Origin of the sequence: Pararhizobium sp. LjRoot238 (assembly GCF_964252955.1) — a bacterium.
Classification (GTDB): Bacteria; Pseudomonadota; Alphaproteobacteria; order Rhizobiales; family Rhizobiaceae; genus Pararhizobium.
This window is the reverse complement of the sequence record NZ_CAXUPP020000007.1, coordinates 1-3393: the sequence shown is the minus strand read 5'-3', so window position 1 is coordinate 3393 and position 3393 is coordinate 1. Positions and strand designations below refer to the sequence as shown.

Annotated in this window: 1 protein-coding gene and 1 pseudogene; both read left to right on the top strand. The window is 61.9% G+C overall.

What is annotated here, in order from left to right; translation table 11 throughout:
• Positions 1-1106: pseudogene (locus ACSQ3F_RS29295) on the top strand (RTX toxin); the annotation flags it as partial.
• Between the two features lie 399 nt (positions 1107-1505).
• A partial coding sequence (locus tag ACSQ3F_RS29290; protein WP_436103669.1) for an Ig-like domain-containing protein occupies positions 1506-3393 on the top strand: 1888 nt, incomplete at its 3' end.

Sequence of the window (3393 nt, the reverse complement as noted above, 5' to 3'; positions counted from 1 at the left end):
CCAATCGCATCAACCAGGACGCGGCGGAAGGCACCAATGTCGGCGTCACCGCATCGGCTACGGACCCCGATGCCGGCTCGACGGTCACCTACAGCCTCAACGACAATCGCTTCTCCATCGATGCCAACGGCGTCATCACGCGCTCGGGCACCGGCACGCTTGATGCCCAGTCCCAGCCATCGATCACCCTTACCGTGACGGCAACCTCGTCCGACGGAAGCAGTGACACTGAGAGTTTCAATGTGAGCGTCACGACCAGCACGAACAATCAGCTGCCGACGTCGGTGACCTTGGTGCATACGATCCTGACCTCGCAGTGGTCACCGGCGAGCCCCGATCCTTCGGGGATCGCCTATATCTCGCATCTCGGCACGCTGCTGGTTTCCGATGGCGAAGTCGATGAGATGTCGATATTTACCGGCAAGAATCTCTTTGAGATGAGTCTGAGCGGCGAACTGGTGAGGCCGCTCACCACCATCGGCTTTTCCGACGAGCCATCTGGGGTTGCCTACAATCCAGCCAATCGGCATCTCTTTTTCACGGACGACACCGGCACGAAGGCCGTCTACGAACTCAACCCCGGGTCGGACGGACTCTACGACACGTCCGATGACATCGTAACCTCGTTCAAGACGTCGGCGTTCGGTAGTTCGGACCCGGAAGGGATTGCCTATGACACCAACCGCGGAGTTCTGTACATCGCGGATGGCGCAGCGAAGCTTCACACCATCGACCCGGGAGCGAACGGGAAATTCGACGGCGTGCCGTCCGTAGGCGGCGATGACGTAGTGACCAGTTTTTCAATGGGTTCGCTGACAAACGGGGATCCCTGCGTCGAATACGACCCGGTCCGCGATCTGCTCTACATCATTACGTCGCGCACCGCGGTGTCCATGGTGACACCGACAGGGGAATTGTTGGGGACGCTGGATATCTCGGCGGCAGGTGCGCGCAAACCGGCGGGATTGGCGCTGGCGCCGAGCAGCGAGGATCCGAGCCAGATGAGCCTTTACATCGTCGATCGTGCCGTCGACAACGACTCGAATCCGAACGAGAACGACGGCAAGGTGTACGAATTCATGTTCGACAAGTGGCTGCTCGCCTGATCAGAGAAGCAAATGCACATCTGAGCACCGGCTACACCGCGCCGCCCGCCTAGACTAAATGTTCGCCTGGGACCGGGCGAACATTTAGTCTAGTTTTTTAGGCAGGTCTGATTCCTGGAACTGCGATGCCGGCTTGCCGGCCTGTCATTACGGAATAGCCTCACCTGCACCATTACCGCCAGAGGCGACTCCCTCCACTGCAACCATTGCCGGCGCCATGCCCGGCAAGCGCCCACGCTTGATCGCGACGGTGTTGACGCCCTGCCATAACCTCAGCTTCGGAAATGGATTGGGGTCGATCCCAACAGGTTAGAGCGGGATGCGGCGGGCGAAAACCGCACACACTTTTCCCCATCCCGCGCGAGACCCGGAAAGCCACGAGCGTAAAGGAGATTCGACATGGCTAGTCCCGTCATTACAGAGTTCAGCGTCGATTCCGGCATCAAAGGTGACCGGCTGACCAATGATAGGTCGATCACGTTGATCGGAAGCGCCGATCCGAATGTGGCGGTGCGCCTTTATGCCGATGGCGTCTTCTTGGGGACGACAACGTCTGACGAGAGTGGCACCTGGAGTTTCACGACCCTTGAGCTTGCCGACGATAGCTATAGCTTCACCGCCGAAACTGGCGAAGGCAGCGACCTGCAGGGCTCAGATCCGCTCGAGATCACGATCGACAGCGTCACTGCCGCACCGGAAATCACCTCGATCAATCCGGCCGAGAGCGGCTTGCAACTTGTCGGCACCGCCGAGGCGGGAGCCAGTATCGATATCTATCGCGACGGCACCTTGCTCGGGATCGTGACGGCGACCGCCTCCGGTCTGTGGGAATATCTGGACACCAGCTATGGAGGCGGTAGCGTCGCCTACAGCGCCACGGCCACCGACGCCGCCGGGAACATGGCGGAGACGGCGGCTGACTATGCCTACTCGCCGCCAAACGAGGCGCCGGTGCTGGATTTGGACGGCTCGGCAAACGGCACCGGCTATGACGTCACATTCACCGTAGGTGGCGCGCCGGTCGCGATTGCTGACACGGATGCCGTCATCAGCGACGGCGACGACACACATATAAGCGGCGCAACTGTCACGCTCACCAACCCGCAAGCGGGGGACGAGCTCATCCTGAACAGCGCTGATCTGCCCGCCGGCATCGCTATCGATCCGGCCTCCACGTCGACCACGATCATCCTCACCGGATCGGCGTCACTCGCCGACTATGAGGCCGCCCTGCGGCAGGCCCTGTTCAACAACGTCAGCGAGGATCCCAGCGCCGAGACCCGGACGATCGAGGTCGCAGTGAACGACGGCGAGGTCTCTTCCAACATCGCTGTCACCAGCATCGCCGTCGACAGCGCACTCGCTACCACCCTCACCACCAGCAGCACACCGATAATCTTCGAGACAAGAGTGGCGGCCGCTGGGGACGACGTCGAGGAACGCGCTTCGGGGTCGATTTCCGGCAATGTTTCTGATCTGGAGCTGGGCTACGACGGCAGTCGCGCCCAGACGGTCGGGCTCCGCTTCACCGGCATCGACATCCCCCCGGGCGCGATCATCACCGGCGCCTATATCCAGTTCCAGGCCGACGAGGTGAAGACCGGGACGGTATCGCTGTCGATCCGCGGTGAGGATGCGGACGACGCGGCTGCCTTCACCACCGCCAAGTTCAATGTCTCCTCACGCTTGACGACCGATGCAGCCGTGGCCTGGGAACCGGCGGACTGGACGATAAGCGGCGAGGCCGGCCCTGCCCAGCGCACGCCGGACCTTGCAGCGATCATCCAGGAGATCATCGACCGCTTGGGCTGGGCGGCACTCAACGATATGGTGTTCCTGGTCACCGGTACCGGGACACGCACGGCGGAATCCTTTGAGGGCAGCGCCGCAGGCGCGCCGCTGCTGCACATCGAATATTATGTGCCGCCGACCAGCGACCCGGTCGTCTTCAACACCCCGGCAGACACCGATACCACCGCCAATCAGATCGCCGAGCTGGCCGCCGCGGGGACGCAAGTCGGCGTCGCGGCCTCGGCCAGCGATCCCGATGCAGGCGATACGGTCACCTACAGCCTCAACGATCCGCGCTTTGCGATCAACGCCAATACCGGCGTCATCACGCGCTCGGGCACCGGCATCATCGATTTCGAGACCGAGACCTCGATCACCCTCACGGTGAAGGCAACCTCGTCCGACCGAAGCAGCGCAACCCAGACCTATAGCCTCAACATTCTTGACAGCCCGGAATCGGTCGCCTTCAACACCCCGGCCGACGCCGACCCTGACA